At 38.2% G+C, this 15,682-nt stretch carries 20 protein-coding genes; 16 read left to right on the top strand and 4 right to left on the bottom strand.

The features are described 5' to 3' along the window. Positions 1-3 precede the first annotated feature (3 nt). From GT674_RS12080 to GT674_RS12070, 3 genes are all read left to right on the top strand, one after another. A complete protein-coding gene (locus GT674_RS12080; protein WP_161285930.1) occupies positions 4-627 on the top strand; it encodes a HEPN family nuclease in 624 nt (207 codons plus the stop codon). A 124-nt stretch (positions 628-751) separates the two neighbouring features. Next, positions 752-1,876 (top strand): AAA family ATPase, encoded by a 1,125-nt coding sequence (locus GT674_RS12075; protein WP_161285929.1) that lies wholly within the window; start codon positions 752-754, stop codon positions 1,874-1,876. Positions 1,877-1,896: 20 nt separating this feature from the next. After that, positions 1,897-2,397 carry a hypothetical protein gene (locus GT674_RS12070; protein ID WP_161285928.1) on the top strand — a complete coding sequence of 167 codons (501 nt, stop codon included), beginning with the start codon at positions 1,897-1,899 and terminating at the stop codon, positions 2,395-2,397. 659 nt (positions 2,398-3,056) lie between these two features. Here GT674_RS12070 and GT674_RS12065 read toward each other — a convergent pair. Next, complete coding sequence (locus GT674_RS12065) at positions 3,057-3,725, bottom strand: hypothetical protein (RefSeq protein WP_161285927.1); 669 nt, start codon at positions 3,723-3,725, stop codon at positions 3,057-3,059. 114 nt (positions 3,726-3,839) lie between these two features. Here GT674_RS12065 and GT674_RS12060 point away from each other — a divergent pair, with 114 nt between their 5' ends. From GT674_RS12060 to GT674_RS12030, 7 genes are all read left to right on the top strand, one after another. After that, positions 3,840-4,034 carry a DUF6462 family protein gene (locus tag GT674_RS12060; protein WP_161285926.1) on the top strand — a complete coding sequence of 65 codons (195 nt, stop codon included), beginning with the start codon at positions 3,840-3,842 and terminating at the stop codon, positions 4,032-4,034. 12 nt (positions 4,035-4,046) lie between these two features. Further along, entirely contained in the window at positions 4,047-4,349 is a 303-nt protein-coding gene (locus GT674_RS12055; protein ID WP_161285925.1) for a hypothetical protein, read from the top strand. After that, a complete protein-coding gene (locus tag GT674_RS12050; protein ID WP_161285924.1) occupies positions 4,343-5,395 on the top strand; it encodes a CHC2 zinc finger domain-containing protein in 1,053 nt (350 codons plus the stop codon). Before GT674_RS12055 ends, GT674_RS12050 begins: the two co-directional genes overlap by 7 nt. A 98-nt stretch (positions 5,396-5,493) precedes the next feature. Next, positions 5,494-5,976 carry a hypothetical protein gene (locus tag GT674_RS12045; RefSeq protein ID WP_161285923.1) on the top strand — a complete coding sequence of 161 codons (483 nt, stop codon included), beginning with the start codon at positions 5,494-5,496 and terminating at the stop codon, positions 5,974-5,976. A gap of 193 nt (positions 5,977-6,169) precedes the next feature. Continuing rightward, positions 6,170-6,454 carry a hypothetical protein gene (locus tag GT674_RS12040; RefSeq protein WP_161285922.1) on the top strand — a complete coding sequence of 95 codons (285 nt, stop codon included), beginning with the start codon at positions 6,170-6,172 and terminating at the stop codon, positions 6,452-6,454. Positions 6,455-6,832: 378 nt separating this feature from the next. After that, positions 6,833-7,486: a Rha family transcriptional regulator gene (locus GT674_RS12035; protein WP_161285921.1), complete on the top strand. Its 654-nt coding sequence runs from the start codon at positions 6,833-6,835 to the stop codon at positions 7,484-7,486. 16 nt (positions 7,487-7,502) lie between these two features. Then, entirely contained in the window at positions 7,503-7,862 is a 360-nt protein-coding gene (locus GT674_RS12030; protein WP_118071012.1) for a hypothetical protein, read from the top strand. Between the two features lie 320 nt (positions 7,863-8,182). Here GT674_RS12030 and GT674_RS12025 read toward each other — a convergent pair whose 3' ends face one another. From GT674_RS12025 to GT674_RS12015, 3 genes are read right to left on the bottom strand one after another with little or no spacing between them, the layout of a single operon-like run. Continuing rightward, a complete protein-coding gene (locus GT674_RS12025) occupies positions 8,183-9,226 on the bottom strand; it encodes a phage minor capsid protein (RefSeq protein ID WP_161285920.1) in 1,044 nt (347 codons plus the stop codon). Between the two features lie 44 nt (positions 9,227-9,270). Further along, entirely contained in the window at positions 9,271-9,456 is a 186-nt protein-coding gene (locus GT674_RS12020) for a hypothetical protein (RefSeq protein WP_161285919.1), read from the bottom strand. Positions 9,457-9,475: 19 nt separating this feature from the next. Continuing rightward, positions 9,476-9,664, bottom strand: a complete 189-nt coding sequence (locus GT674_RS12015) for a hypothetical protein (protein ID WP_117998558.1) — start codon at positions 9,662-9,664, stop codon at positions 9,476-9,478. 349 nt (positions 9,665-10,013) lie between these two features. On the opposite strand from GT674_RS12015, the gene GT674_RS12010 reads away from it, so the two are divergent. From GT674_RS12010 to der, 6 genes are all read left to right on the top strand, one after another. Next, positions 10,014-10,337 carry a hypothetical protein gene (locus GT674_RS12010; protein WP_118048735.1) on the top strand — a complete coding sequence of 108 codons (324 nt, stop codon included), beginning with the start codon at positions 10,014-10,016 and terminating at the stop codon, positions 10,335-10,337. 229 nt (positions 10,338-10,566) lie between these two features. Further along, the gene (locus GT674_RS12005; RefSeq protein WP_161285918.1) at positions 10,567-10,911 is read left to right on the top strand and encodes a hypothetical protein; all 345 of its coding nucleotides are present in this window, start codon (positions 10,567-10,569) and stop codon (positions 10,909-10,911) included. Then, on the top strand, positions 10,911-11,207 hold the full coding sequence (locus tag GT674_RS12000; RefSeq protein ID WP_161285917.1) for a hypothetical protein: 297 nt from the start codon (positions 10,911-10,913) through the stop codon (positions 11,205-11,207). Before GT674_RS12005 ends, GT674_RS12000 begins: the two co-directional genes overlap by 1 nt. A gap of 219 nt (positions 11,208-11,426) precedes the next feature. Beyond that, positions 11,427-12,701: a site-specific integrase gene (locus tag GT674_RS11995; RefSeq protein ID WP_161285916.1), complete on the top strand. Its 1,275-nt coding sequence runs from the start codon at positions 11,427-11,429 to the stop codon at positions 12,699-12,701. 308 nt (positions 12,702-13,009) lie between these two features. Beyond that, the gene (locus tag GT674_RS11990; RefSeq protein ID WP_161285915.1) at positions 13,010-14,392 is read left to right on the top strand and encodes a DUF512 domain-containing protein; all 1,383 of its coding nucleotides are present in this window, start codon (positions 13,010-13,012) and stop codon (positions 14,390-14,392) included. Then, the gene (gene der, locus GT674_RS11985; protein WP_161285914.1) at positions 14,355-15,680 is read left to right on the top strand and encodes a ribosome biogenesis GTPase Der; all 1,326 of its coding nucleotides are present in this window, start codon (positions 14,355-14,357) and stop codon (positions 15,678-15,680) included. The genes GT674_RS11990 and der overlap by 38 nt, the downstream gene beginning before the upstream one ends. Positions 15,681-15,682 lie beyond the last annotated feature (2 nt).

Raw genomic sequence — 15,682 nt, 5'->3', positions numbered from 1 at the left:
GTTATGGACAACGAAATGAATCATGGATATTATGTTGAAATGCTTGATAACAATTTGGATACATTTAGTTTGTTAATGAATTTAGATTCTGTATTATGGAATCAAACGGAGCAACCATTGTCTGTAAGTGATTTTTTTGAAAAATGGAAACGTGGAGCGCGGAAATCAGATAATTATAATATTAATTTAGGAATGAATTTAATTAGGACATTGTACTGTGGTATTGTGATTCCTTGTGAAAAATATAAAACATTATTACCGCAAATTTCGATGGATTCTATGGAGATTTGCGAATGGTTTGGAAATGATTCGAGTTGGAAAATCAAAGTGGAAGAAAGAAATTTGAAAAATTGCATGAAAAGAATTCGAAATGCAGTTGCGCATTTTTATGTTGATATTAATTTTCCGGAAGAATATACGGCTGCTAGTAGAATATTGAAAAATACTACTGTTGTGTTGAAAGATAGGCCAAATGAACAAAAACCATTTACATTTGAAGCGAGATTTACTATAGATCAGCTTATTAAGATTATGACTAGAATTGCTGATCTTATAAAAGAATATGACATTTGTGAAAAGAAAAGGGCAATAAAAGAAAGAATGGTTTTAAGCAATGGTTCTAAGTAATAATATATATGAATATATTTTATAAAATTAATTTGAATATATTTCAAGTGTGTAGTATAGTTATAGTATAGAAGTGGAGGATTACTTCGTGATTTGCGAAATAAGAAAACGGGAGGAACATAAGATGATAGTGATGGATATAAGGTTAGATAATTTTATGGCATTTAAGAACTTTCACATGAATATGTCTTATCCAAAAAAAATAGTAAATTCCTATATTGAAGAAGAATTTTTAAAAGATCATCCTAATTTTAGATATAAAAAAGTAAATATAATTATGGGAGCTAATGCGTCAGGGAAAACTTCTTTGGGTAGAATGCTAATGAATATATTTAACTTTATGGATAAAAAAGAAATGGAAAAAATAACCGGTGTAATTTGTGATACACATAAGAAAGCAACATTTTCAATGGATTTTGTAACTTATGATGGAGATTTTTTATATAGAATAATCACTCAAATTGCTCCTAAAACAGAAGAAAAATATAAAGAGACAGATGTTAGTATTTGTGTAAATAATGTAAAAATAGGTGTTAAAGATAGCTATGAGAGCTGTAGCAAACGGTTGGATGAACAGAATTGTAATATGAAAAAAAATTTTGTTGAAGAACTGGGAAAGATAAAGGGATTATCATGGTTATTTGAATATCCTGTAGATTTTGGCGGTGTTTATAGATACGACACATATTATAATAGCCAGAAATATTTAACAGTTTTGGAAAATACTCTAAAAGCATTAGATACATCAATTATTAAAGTTGAAAAACTGCGGGATGTAAAAAATTCTTTTGTTATAAGAATGAAAAATCAAGATGTTATAATACAAGATGGAGAGTTGACAAAAGCAGATACGTTGTCTAGCGGGACTAAAGCGGGAATAGCTGTAGCAGGTATGTTAACAGCCATTATTAATGGTGAAAATGGATTTTACTATTGTGATGAAAAATTTTCATATATACATACAGATATAGAAAAAGCTTTTCTAACGTTAATGATTCAATGTTTGAAGGGAAATGATCAGCTGTTTTTCACGACACATAATACAGATATCCTTGATTTACCACTTCCTAAGCATACCTTTACATTTTTCAAAAAAGATACGAATGATGATATGGAAACTATAAAATGTATAAATGTTTCTGATTTTCTGAAAAGAAGTACCGATTCAGTAAAAAATGCAGCTGAGAATGATTTGTTTTCAGTGGCGCCAAGTATGGAACTTATTTATGAATTGGAAAAATTGAAGTAAAATGCAAAAGAGGGTATACAATGGGGAAAAATTATCAGTATTATGTTGAAGGCGAAGATGAAGAAAAAATAGTTAAAGTACTGAAGACTGAATTGCGATTAATAGAGCCTGGAAAAATAGAAAAATTCAATGTTGTTTCAGAGCAATTTACTAATCTCAGGGTAATGTCTTTGAAAATGGGGACAGTGGTAGTATTGGTTTTTGATACAGATGCTGGAAATATTGATATATTAAAGAAAAATATTGAATTTTTAAAAAAGCAAAAATCAATAAAAAAGGTCTTATGTATCACACAAGTAAAATGTTTAGAAGATGAGCTAAAAAGAAGTTGTAACATTAAAGATGTAAAAGAACTAACAGGAAGCAAATCTAATAGTGATTTTAAACATGATATGAGAAAAGAAAAAGCATTTGGAAAGAAATTAGAAAAAAAGGGATTTGACATGAAAAAGTTTTGGATTCAAACAGACAATGGTATTTATAAAGAAATTCAAAATAATTCTAATGAAATTAAAATATAAAGATATTCTTTTTGTACATAGGATAGTATTTGGAGGATATTGCTGAGGGATGCTTGAAATTTATGAGAAGTAAAACTTTTTGTTAAGAGGCGAGCGAAAATAGTATGGGTTTTTGGAATTTCTTTGTAGGGAACATTATAATGAATTAAAATGGGCTGGAGCTGTAACAGGTTCCGGCTTTTTTTACAGTAGGACGATAAAGTTTATGAGTGATATGTTTTGCGAAGATATTTTGTAGAATTATGAAGCGGTTTATGCTATAATAAATATATAGTATTTTTGAGGGAGTAGGAAACTCTGATGGCAGATGTGGCTTAGCCATTGCTATGATTGTCGTAGACAGTATTTTGTATGTAGTTTATTTGTATGCACCTACACATGTAGTGTGCCAGACTTTCTTTGAAAGGGTGATGCCTATGGTAATTAATGGTTTTATAGTAACAGTTCATGCAGTGATTGCAAGTGTAGTGGCTAGTCTGCTACTGCCTCAAGAGTATTATTAAGTATTTTCACAAGCAGTCTTTCGCGAGGCTGTTTTTTTAATATAGCGAATATACAATAAAGCACTCAATGCCTATGACATGATGCCTCTTAAGCAGACAAGGTAAATAACCGGAGCTACTTAAGAGGAATCAGGAGAGGTATTGGGTGCTTTTTTATTATTCATCATAAGGATTATTTTCATAATAACATTTTTGTATCAAATCATCAATTAGTTTACCAAAGTCACCTTGAATTCTAAAAAGCGAAGCATCATAAGAATCATGGCAATCTGACATGCGTCGACGATATTGATCATATAGAAAGTCCCCTGAATCTTTTAATTCTATTTCTTCTTTTATATCATGTTTCTGTTTAATATTTTTGGAAAGAGGTGAATTTTCTGCCCATTTTAAATTGTCAAATTTACTATAGCATCTATTAATATCTTTGATAAGGAAAATGGAAAATGCTGGATTCTGTATAAGTTTATCGAGTATTGCAATCATTTCTTTTCCATCTTGTGGTGTTTTTATAATTTCCTGCAGTCTTTTTTGAGAAGTTTCGGATAACCCTGTTTTTTCTTGAATGGATTTTATAGTATGGGTAGATTCTTCAATTCTTCCAAGTAAATAATCAATATCACATTCTAATAAATCACATATTCGCACTAGAATATTTAATGTTGGATTTCCGTTTGGAGAACGCCATTTCCTTAATGTATTATAAATTGTTTTTCCGTTTTCACTCGGATATTTTTTATCATATTCATTTGCTAGCTTTTTTAAATCCCATTTTTTTCGTGTAAGTGCTTTATCAAAATTCTCTAAAGATAATATATTACTCATAATACCTCCGAAATAAATAAAAAAGATAATAAAAGGAGAACAAAATATCTTTAAAATATAATACCATAAACTCAGACGGAACACAACAATAACAAGATGAAAGGAAAGGTATTTATGAATCCATTAAAAACAAATAATCCAAAAGGAAGGTTACTCACTTATCAACAAGTAGCTGAAAATAGTAATCTTGGAATTAACACAGTTATGCGTTTGGCAAAAGAATCCAATTCAATAGTTCGAATTGGACGAACTGTAAGAGTAAATCCTGAGAAATTCTATGAGTACATTTTAGCAAAGTATTCAGAGTAAGGCGGTGTTTCTATGGGAGTATACGAAAACCTACTGCCGGGTAAAGAAAATGCACTGACACCGGAGTACCTTACTGTGAAATGCCATTTTTCCAGCGTTCGAATGCTTCAGAAGCAGATCGAAGCAGAACGCAGGGCTGGCAAGGTCATATTATCTAGCACCACTCCGCCAGGAGGATATTATCTTCCGGCAGCAGGAGACACAATGGAAATTCGAAAATTTATTCGTACTTTAGAGAATAGAGGTGAAAATACATTGAGAGCTTTGGAAAGCGCAAGGGACTTATTGAAAGAATTGGAGAGTGATGAATGTTGATCAATCTCCAAGAGATAAAGGATTTTGTGTCTATCAGTGCTGTAGCGGATTACTTAGGGTTGGAAGAAGAATATGGAAAACGTAAGTTTCCAGGTGAAAGAACTGCAAGTATTGAATTATATCCAAATACTCAGACATTTTACGACTTTGGTCGTGCTGTTGGTGGAGATATCTTTGATTTACTTTCTCACATAAAAGGGATTGGCTTCAAGGAAGCACTTGACGAAATTGTTGATTTTTTTAAGATTGAGGTTTCAACAAGTGAAAATGAAGAGACATCTCGTCCGCGCTGGATTAACTATTTGGAAGAGAAGAAAAAATGTCGATATATTGAGCATTATAACTACTCTTTGATTAGTCTCAAAGGGGAATATTTAGGCTATGCATTCACTAAAGTGCGGGTAATGCACCAGATAAAGAAAAAAGATGATAATGGCGATGAGGTTTTGATATGGGACAAGACCCTGATTTATGGAACGCTTAATGGTGATTATATCAAATGCAAGTTAGAGAAGAAAGCAAAGGACACTTTTGCCATTTATGGTAGTTCTGTTTTTGCAATTCAGGAAGCGATAGATCGTCAGGAGACAGTCTTTTATACGGAAGGCGAAAAAGATGTAAATACGCTGATGGAAAAGGGATATACAGCAGTTACCTGCGGCGGATCAGGAGACTGGAAGTCAGATGCTTCTATTCTTTTTCAAAATGCGAATGTAATTGTTCTAGCTGATAATGATAAGCCGGGGGGAAAACTGGCATCTACTGTTGTAAAAGACCTAAAGGGCATAGTCAAGAGCATTAAAATAATTGTTCCAATGCCAAATACGCCAAAAGCAGATATAACCGATTATTTTGAAGAGGGACATACTGTTGAAGAATTTAAAAATTTAATAAAAACAGGTGATGATACAGAAAGCATTTGTGCAGATGTTCAGCAAGATCAGAAGCAGGATACAGGCAAAAAACGATCTGTAATACAAAAAAGCAAGGACGAAGTAGCAGGAGGTCCGGCATTACGAGTGTGCCGGAGCTGCATCAGTGGTTGAGAGCTTGCAGAAGGGAAAATGCCAGAAAGAAATTACAGGGCCATAATGGTACGAAGAAACAGGCAAAGGATTTGCATATTTAAAGGCGGTGGTGAATTATGGGAAGTCCGTTGATTAAAAGGCTTGATGCTTTATACCAAAGAGCTCAGATGGTAATGAAAGTGCAGGCGGATCATGCTCCGTTTGTATCCATTGCTCCATGGAGTTTTATGAAGAATGAATGCAGGGTTGAATATTTCCCGGAAGGACATTATCAGAAACCAGAGCGGATAACAACTACACTTCATGATGCATTAATGATAGCTCAATATTATTACGAATGTGGGGTGTATGTTCAATTTACAATGAGCCTGTGTATAGAGTGGCTGTTCCTGTATGTGCGTGATGATCCCCGGTATTCTCCGCCACAACAGAAGTCATGGTATACAAAGAATGTTGAAGAATGTCCAGAAATAAAAACTATGTTGGAGAGTGAACAGCGATTTGAAATTATTGGAACATTGCGAAGAATGCCTCAGAATTTCCTTTTTAAGGGATTGCCTGATGATATTAAAGATGATTACAAATTGATGGATTTTTAGACAAAAAATGACGGGAGTATGGGAATTCGTGGACACGATAATGCGCACGTAAAAGAGTTTTGTAACACGATAACGCGCGCGAAAATATTCGGAGATTTCGGAGCCCCTAAAAGAGTAAAATGCGTTAGAACGAAGCCTGAGCGAACCCCGAAAAATAAGACTGTAAATATTATCGAACAAAAAGGAGATTTTTATGGATGGATGTAATGAAAATGTAATTGAATTTATGACCAATGATATCAGAGCAACTTTATCATTCTCACAGGGTCGGTATAAGTCTGTAATCCGCAAGCTGGCAGAGAAGCACCCGGAAGATTGCCAGATCATTGCGGATAACGAGGACGGAAGCATTTGCGCTCATGTTCCAGTATCCTGGCTTCGGATTTCTCCGCCAAGGCAGTATACAGAGGAACAGCGGCAGCAGATGGGAGAACGACTGAGGCAGAATAGGTCTGAAAATACAGCAACACAAGGATAAAACAGGGCGAGAAACGATTGTAGAGTGTTTGAGGTAAAGTTGTAAGGGAGAGCAAATATAAAGGCTAAATGAGCCGATAAAACAGTAGAAGCGGTGATGCTGGTAGTTAATAAAAATCCTGCTGCCGAACCTACGGTTCAATAAAGAATCTATTATGAGAAATACGGTCAGGCGTTATTGCTGATTTTTCAGTGTCGCTCCAATCGAAGCAGTGAGGAAGCAGTGAAAAATGGAAGTAAAACGGCGAGAACAGGGAGTGCTTGAACTGTCGATTAACAGTCGATATATTTGATCGAACAGGCGAGGAACAGGCGAGAAATTAATAAATTGATGGAACAAGATGGTATTTTTGGATATAGCTAAAGAAAGGCGTACAGTATGAATGAACTTGTTTATTTAAAGAATGACGAAGCAGTATGTGACAGCTTGCAGGTAGCTGAGAAGTTTGGAAAAGAACATAAAAATGTTTTGCAGAGTATTGATAATCTCATTGCTGAAAATTCAGCTGTGAAAATAATGTTTAAGATTTCTTCTTACAAATCTGGTAACGGGCAATCATATAGAAAATTTTATATGAATCGTGATGGTTTTTCTCTTTTAGCAATGGGGTTTACTGGGAGAGAAGCCCTCGAATGGAAATTGCAGTATATCCGGGCATTTAATCAGATGGAGAACTTTATCCGTGAGAAATCTACTCAAATGTGGGTTGAAACCCGAAAAGCAGGAAAGCTTACCAGAAAGGCAGAAACCGATACAATCCAGAAACTTGTTGAGTATGCAAAAGGACAGGGCAGCAGCCATGCAGAAATGCTTTACATGACTTATTCCAGGCTGGCAAATAAAATGGCAGGAATCAATAAAAGGGACGAAGCTACGGTGATGCAGCTTAATAACCTGTCTTTAATGGAAAATATCATTTTGCATGAGGTTGATCTGGGAATTATGCGAGGGAAACATTATCAGGAAATATATAAAGACTGCAAGGAACGCCTTGAGACGGTGAAAGACTTGGCGTATTTAGAAGCAGTATAGAAAGGAGAAGCAAAATATGAGTGCAGTTGACGACTACATCAAAGAAAACGCAGAAATACATAAATTCGCCGCAGAAGTGGCGAGAATCATCTCAGGAATACCGCAGATGCCGGAGTTCTCATCAGAGGGCATATCCGTAGCTGATGCGAGCAAACTAATTGGTATTCCAGCAGCATCTATTAGAGCCGGTATCGTATACGGATGGCTTCCGATTGGAGTAGCTATCCAGAACAACAAGCCAGCAAAAAGCCTTTCCGGTAGCCGGATTACGTACATTGTATCACCGCGAAAAGTTTATGAGGTAACAGGACATGTTTGGAGGGGGAAAGAAGCATTAAGAAAGAAAAACAAAGCTGAAGAACATATTGAAGAATGAATAAGGCAGCAGTTTATAGTAAATTGACAAATTCCTGAAGCTGGCATATAATATACTTATCAAGACAGCCAGTAAGGGAAGTCAAGGTTCCCCGTCCTGGCAAGATATATGTTTAAGACGTAGCCGCCTATTCTTTACCAGAGAGCAGGGCGGCTATTTCTTATGTGTGTATGTAAGGATAGATACAATTAAGCTGGCTGTCGTCAGGATTATCATAAATATCTCGTAATCGCTCATAAGCATCCCCTCCTGTCAAGGCTCAGGATCAGGGAACCACAGCCGCTCTACTGGCTGCCTGGATAAATATACTATATTCAGTTTTAGCTTATTGAAATCCCATGTTTTATTGCTTGCTCTTTGAGTTTGAGAAAATTTTTTGTTTGAGCATTTTTCATTCTACGATATCCACCGAATGACTTTGGAGCAATTTCAGGAAGCTCATAAAATATATGGTAATATTCAATTTCGTCTAAATCCTTTTGTTTTTCTTTCTGTAATTGTTCAAGATGTTCTAAATAATTCTTTTTTTCTTCTGCAGTACGATCGTCTTTAAAAGGTCGTTGACTGGATTTTATAGCATTTACGCTATTTCCGTTTTTGTCGAAAATAGTATCATCTTTCCCGGTGTAAAAGAAGACCGAAAAATTGTGACCACATCCATCATGAACTTTTCCTGTTTCGCGTATTACATCTGGCAATTTAGGAAAGATTTTGCTTTTTCCTGATATACTGTATACTCGTCCTTGCAATTTATTACATTCCTCACAACAAGCACGATGGGCACTCATAGAAATGTAATCAGTATTATATTTTCCACAATCAAAAAGCAATTTGTCCATCATATCTTTTGAAGAATTATAGAAAGAAAAGGAATTATGGCATACTCTTAATGTTTTTAAATAAGATTGCACAATTGCTTTATATTTTTCTGATTCTTCAAAATGTCCTTCTTTTAGGAGAAGATGTGAATATATTAAAAAATCTTTTTCTTGATATCCATTATCAGCTGCACCCATAAAAAGATGAATCCGCTCCAAGATAGAATTCGATTCTTTAAGGAGTCCTTTTCTACGGAGATTGCCAGCTTTCATGCGCAATACATATTCTAAACTTCCGGTAATACCGTAGCCATGCATAATATCAATGTTTGTAAAAGCAGGTATGGGAATACACCTTAAATCATCCAGATTCTCCAGATCATATTTTACTCCATCTGAAACTAGATATCTGGCATCGTACCAACTTTCCTTATCGGTGGGGTACACTTTGTACATTTCTCCGTTTTTAAAATAGATGGTTTGCGCATCAGGAATATCAATGGATGATGAATTGAAAACATTTTTGATTTTGCTAAAAAGGCTCATATAATCCTCCTAATAAATGGAACAGTAAAATATCAGATGTTGCTTTATTTTTTAACGATAGAAAGACGATAGGTAACGTGATGCTCCTCAGATGGTGGATTCTGGAAAACTTCTTCGTCAATCTCTAAATCTGTAAAGTCATCTGTGTAAATTATTCCGTCAAGTAGCTCCACCCGGATAAAATCAGGCAGATTCATAATATCATCACAGGTATATAAGTGTTTTGCCATGGTAGCACATCCTTTCGTGTTATGCATTGTCGCGGTCCATTCGCTGATCTACAGCCTTTTTTATATATCCGTTTACGGATTCACCAGCAGCAGTTGCAGCGGCTTTGATTTCCTCGTATTTTTCCTTTTGTACATCAAGAGGAATACGTTTAAGTTTATTTTTGGCATATTCAATATCGTATTTTCTTTTTGCACTGGTTTCACTCATGGTATTAGTTCCTTTCTGGAAAGAGGGCGTAATAAAATACTTACACTTTCCCTATTATGTACATAGTATAACACAAAAAGTCAACTGTGTACATAGTAAAAAATACAGAAAAACTACGTACATATTTATGCAAAATGTCAATAGACATACAACTACGTACATAGTATACTATGATTAGTTCAAGGGAATACAACAACAGCGAAGGTTGACGGGAGTACCGAAAGGGAAAGCAAGACAACAACAGAACACCGGGAAACAGGATAAGAGAGATTGAGAAGTTCAAGAGGAACTAGATGTTTAAAGCCTGCCGGGGCTGTTGAGGAATCCCAACAGAAAGGAGAAACAGAACATGAAGTACAACTTATCAAAGATCATGTTGAAAGCATGGAAAGTTTACCGCAAGACAAAGAATATCAGCTTTGCAGAAGCACTTCACAGAGCATGGTTATCTGCAAAGGCAGAAGAAATCAATGCAAAGAGAATCGAAGATGCGAAACATGCAGCAGGCATCACGGAGGAAACCAATACCTTTGCTAAGTGGAAAGAGCTTGGTTATAAGGTAAAGCATGGAGCATCAGCATTATTCGGATGTTCTCTGATCTGGGGAAGTAGAGGAGATGGGGCAACATACAAAGCCAGTTTCTTCGGAAAGTCTCAGGTAGAAGCAATTTAATAAAAAAGCCCTTACCGGACTGGTACTCCGATAGGGGCAAAGTAACCCGACAAACGATCAAAATTGAGGGGCTGTGCGTATTATAACATACTCATTCCCCTCAGACAACAAAAGAAAGGAACGAAAGTATGATATCAGTAATGGACGTTCTTGTAATTTTTTTGAGTGGATTTATATCTGCTAAAGTATGTGATTATGTACACGAATTAGAACGAGAGGAGAATGAAGCATGAGTAAAGAAAAAACATTAAGAACATTAGAAGAAACAGAAGTGATGCAGGCTACAGGTATTCCGGCACAGGAGACAGAAGAAGTAAGTACAGCTCTTGCAACTGAGATTATCGCGGATCTCAAGAAACAGTTAAAAGAAGCAAAGGAAGAGGCTGACAATCTGGAAAAAGACTGGGAGTTTTGTTCGCAGCAGAGATTAATTCTTACAATGCAGACAGACATTATCAATTTTACACTGAAAATCTTTGATTATAAATGTCTCAGCAGGGCTTTAAGTTATGTAAAGGCAGTGTACAATCAGCAGCCGCCGGAAGAAGAGGAAGAACAGGAGGGTGAAGAGTAATGGAAAGATGCACATTAACTCAGATTCCTTGCAGGGAAGCAATCATGGAAGTTGTTCAGAACAACAAGAACAGAAGATCATTGCAGCACACTTATGAACTGGCAGAACTTTTTCAGACAGCTTGTTCCGGTAATGAAGCTTTTATGGAATTATCAGAGGAGGATCAGGAGCGTTTCTGGTTGATTACAGATGCTTTAATGATGAATGACCTGGAAGACATCAAAAGAGTACATAACCTTGCAAATTATTTGATGGTAAAGCGAATTAAGGATAGCGCAAAAGTGGCGGAGGCGTAACATGGACTACAAAAAGAAACTCATAGAGATGTTAGAGAAAGCAGATTATGACCAAACATACACAATTTTCAGATTTGTTTGTAGTTTTCTTGGATTAAAATAGGACAATCATAGAGAGGGGCGGCAACTGCTGCCCTTTTACCATATATTGAGGTGGTTAGATAATGATAAAGAATTTGCTGAGATGATAGATCAGATCGCAGAAAGAAGGGTGATATAATGGCAGCTACAAGAAGAGATAACAGAGGTATCGTTCTGGAAAAAGGCGAAAGTCAGGATAAATCCGGTAAATACCGCTTCAGATACTATGATGATACTCAACAGGCACATGATGTATATTCCTGGAGATTAAGACCAGAGGATGAAATGCCGGAGGGAAAGAAACCGGGGCCAAGTCTGAGGGAGATAGAGAAGAATATTCAAAAAGGGATCCTGGATGATCTTAAAGTTTGGGAGGGGAATGTGACAGTAAATAAGCTGGTAGAGGAGCATATCAGGATGCAAATGCCTTACTGGGAACCGGCAACCCTGAACAGCACAACCAGTGTTTACAGGGTCCATATCAAGAACAGCATCGGCAAAAAGAAAGCGAACAAGGTGACGGCCGACATGATAGAAACCTTTTACAACAATATGCTGAATGACAAGGAGAAGCCGGTAAAGATAGGCATGGTCGAGTCAGTCAATAAAATATTGAATGCGGCCTTTAATCTGGCAGTAAAGCGGCATCTGATCAGAAATAACCCTGTAACCGGATGTGTTGGAGCCGTGAAAAGGAAGAATGACATAGAGGAAACGATAAAACATTCCCTGGAAGACAGCCAACAGGGGAAATTACTGGAATTTATACGAAATACACCAAAATATGCCTGCTATTATCCATTCTTCTACATTTTGGCGTGGACCGGATGCAGAATAGGGGAGCTTTTGGGGCTTACCTGGTATGATCTGGACTTTGGCCAGGAGATTATCAGCATTAACCATAAGATTACATACACTAAGGTAGATGGATATTATCAGTTCGTACTTGGTCAGACAAAGACCGTGAATGGAAACCGGGAGATTCCAATGCTTGCTGATGTAAAGGATATACTTCTGGAACTGAAACAGGCAGCAGGATGGGCCAAGATTTCCATGATCGGAAAACCGGAATTAAGTGTTAATGATACCCGCCCGTTTATTTTTACGAACAGTAAGGGGAAATTAATCCCACAGGTTACTATGGAACACCTGCTGCAACGGATCATAAGAGACTACAATAAACAGAATGTGGACAAGATCGAGAGAGCAACGCCGCACACATTCCGTCATTCCTTCTGTTGCTGGTTATGCGAGAACGTGGCAGGAGAGAACAGCATGGATGATATAAAGTATATCCAGTCCATTATGGGGCATAAGGATGCCAGTACAACGCTGAATATTTACTCAGAACTGAGAAAGAACAATGCAAAGGATAAGCACACAGCCTTGAAGCTAAAAGCCCGGAAAGCATGAAATAATCAAGAATATTTGCAGAACGTCTTGTAGAGATACAGGGCGTTTTCTTTTGGGGGAATCCCCCATTTTTACCCCGATTTTTACCCCGGTAACATCAAAAATACCCCGATTTTTACCCCGATGCGGATAACATCAGATAACACCAGATAAAGCAAAGAACATAGGAAACAAGCCATTTTCAGCACTTGATAACATCAGATAACACCAGATAAAATTTACGGTTGTTTTTTACTCCCGAAATTGTTATGATAATAATAATCGGGCATGAACGAAGGCGTGTCCGAATGTACAAAGAAAGGAAAATCATGAAAAAAAAGAAACACATAATTTCCAGAGTTCTTCCTGGAAGCATTGGTGAAGAACTGGAGCTGGAACCGGGAGATGTGCTGGCAGAGATTAATCATCAGCCGGTGGAGGATGTTTTTGACTACCGTTATCTGATGAATGATGAATATATAGAACTTCTTATAGAGAAGGCGGACGGAGAAATCTGGGAGCTGGAAGTAGAGAAGGATTATGATGAGGATCTGGGGATAGAGTTTGAGAACGGACTGATGGATGAGTATCGTTCCTGCAGTAATCACTGTATGTTCTGTTTTATTGACCAGATGCCGCCGGGAATGCGAGAGACCCTTTATTTTAAGGACGATGACTCCAGACTTTCATTTCTTCAGGGAAACTATGTGACACTGACAAATATGAGTCAGGATGATATTCAAAGGGTGATCAAATATCATCTGTCACCGATCAACGTTTCCTTTCAGGCAATGAATCCGGAGCTTCGCTGCAAAATGCTGCACAACCGTTTTGCGGGAGATGCCCTCAAGAAAGTAGACCAGCTTTATGAAGCGGGGATCATCATGAACGGGCAGATCGTTCTGTGCAAAGGAGTCAACGACGGAGAAGAACTGGAATACAGCCTGGAGAAGCTTTCGGAATATGCACCGGTCCTTCAGAGCGTGTCCGTGGTACCGGTCGGTCTGACAAAATTCCGTGACGGGCTTTATCCGCTGGAGAGCTTCGAGCGTGAGGATGCGATCCGGGTTCTGGAGCAGATCCATCGCTGGCAGGACAAAATGTATCAGAAATATGGAATCCATTTCATTCATGCTTCGGATGAGTGGTATATCCTTGCAGGACAGACACTTCCTGAGGAAGAACGCTATGATGGCTATCTTCAGCTTGAGAACGGAGTGGGAATGCTGAGACTTCTTGATACCGAGGTGCAGGAAGCAATAGAGAAGCGTGTGGGTGATGAGAAATCGAGATCCGTTACCGTTGCGACCGGTAAGCTCGCAGCACCTTATATAGAAGAATGCCTGAGAAAAATCTCGACGAAATATCCGAAACTGGAATATGAGGTGATCGCGATCAGAAATAATTTCTTCGGTGAGAAGATCACGGTTTCCGGACTGATCACAGGCACTGATCTGAAAGAACAGCTTCTTAAGCGTAAGCTGGGAGAGAGGCTTCTGATCCCATGTAACATGTTGCGGAGCGGAGAGAATGTCTTTCTGGATGACCTGACGGTTGAGGAGATCTCAGAAGCTCTGGGAAGAGAGATCATAATTGTAGATGAAGGCGGAGAAGATCTGGTATCTTCGGTACTGGATCCCGTTCAGAATAAAAAACAGATAAGGAGACAAATGTATGAGCAAACCAGTAGTGGCAATTGTGGGGAGGCCTAATGTCGGTAAATCCACATTGTTTAATGCCCTGGCAGGCGAGATGATATCAATTGTAAAAGATACACCGGGAGTTACCCGTGACAGAATCTATGCGGATGTAACCTGGCTGGATAAATCCTTTACCATGATCGATACCGGTGGAATTGAGCCGGACAGCGGAGACATCATTCTCTCTCAGATGAGAGAGCAGGCACAGATCGCCATTGATACCGCGGATGTGATCGTGTTTATTACCGATGTGCAGCAGGGACTTGTAGATTCTGATGCAAAGGTAGCAGATATGCTGCGCCGCAGCCAGAAACCAGTGGTTCTTGTTGTAAACAAAGTGGACAGCGTTCAGAAATATATGATGGACGTTTATGAGTTCTATAATCTTGGCATTGGAGAACCGATTCCGATTTCAGCAGCAAACCGCACCGGACTTGGTGATATGCTGGATGAAATTGTCAAGGAATTTCCGGAAGGACTTGATACAGAAGAAGACGACGATATTCCGAAGATCGCCGTTGTAGGTAAGCCTAACGTAGGTAAGTCTTCCCTCATCAATCGCCTTCTCGGTGAGGATCGTGTGATTGTATCTGATATTGCCGGAACCACTCGTGATGCTGTCGATGCGAAAGTGAAATGGCAGGGCAAGGAATATATTTTTATTGATACTGCAGGTCTTCGTCGTAAGGGCAAGATCAAGGAAGAGATTGAACGTTACAGCGTAATTCGTACGGTTACGGCTGTAGAGCGTGCACATGTTGTCGTGATTGTGATCGATGCGACCGAGGGAGTTACCGAGCAGGATGCCAAGATCGCCGGAATCGCACATGAGCGTGGTAAGGGTGTCATTATCGCAGTCAATAAATGGGATGCAGTTGAGAAGGATGACAAGACTATTTACAAGCACACAAACCGTATCAGGGAAGTGCTGGCGTACATGCCGTATGCAGAACTTGTATTCATTTCCGCCAAAACAGGTCAGCGTCTGCCGAAGCTGTTTGAGACAATCGATGCGGTCATTGAGAACCAGACACTTCGTATTCAGACAGGTGTCCTGAATGAGATTCTTTCCGAAGCCGTTGCCATGCAGCAGCCGCCGTCTGACAGAGGAAAACGTCTCAAGATCTTTTACATGACACAGGTTGGCGTACGCCCGCCGACATTTGTTATCTTTGTAAATGACAAAGAACTGATGCATTTCTCTTATACCCGTTATATCGAGAATAAAGTTCGAGATGCATTTGGTTTCCGTGGCACACCACTGAAGTTTATTATCCGTGAACGCGGGGAAAAGAGCTGATA

Origin of the sequence: Blautia sp. BIOML-A1 (assembly GCF_009883055.1) — a bacterium.
GTDB lineage: Bacteria > Bacillota > Clostridia > Lachnospirales > Lachnospiraceae > Blautia_A.
The sequence above is the reverse complement of the archived record's forward strand: the minus strand, read 5'-3'. Positions and strand labels throughout refer to the sequence as shown.